Below are 254 nucleotides of genomic sequence, written 5' to 3'. Positions count from 1 at the left end.
CGTATTCTTTCCGTGAATATTTACAAAATTGTTTGAAGTGGAATGATTATTTAAATGTATATAAAACAAATACCCTTGAAAAAAATGCATGATACGAAGTACGGACAGGGTTAGTAAACTCTGTCTTTTTCATTTTAGATATGAAAATATAATTAATTTGATGAAATTTCGTTCCAAATTGTTGAAAGCAATGGGAATACTAGTATATTAACAAGGAGAGCGTATTGGAAAGGGAAGAAGTATAGTATGCAAAA

The 254-nt window shown here is 28.7% G+C and carries 1 protein-coding gene; it reads left to right on the top strand.

Annotation, left to right across the window (positions count from 1 at the left end; genetic code table 11):
• The coding region (locus KVT27_RS25460; protein WP_217582256.1) for a DUF2535 family protein at positions 1-92 on the top strand (92 nt) is incomplete at its 5' end.
• Positions 93-254 lie beyond the last annotated feature (162 nt).

The sequence above is a fragment of the Lysinibacillus sp. GbtcB16 genome (assembly GCF_019091145.1).
Taxonomy (GTDB): Bacteria; Bacillota; Bacilli; order Bacillales_A; family Planococcaceae; genus Lysinibacillus; species Lysinibacillus fusiformis.
Note: the sequence above shows the minus strand (reverse complement) of the source record. Positions and strands in the feature narration are given on the sequence as shown.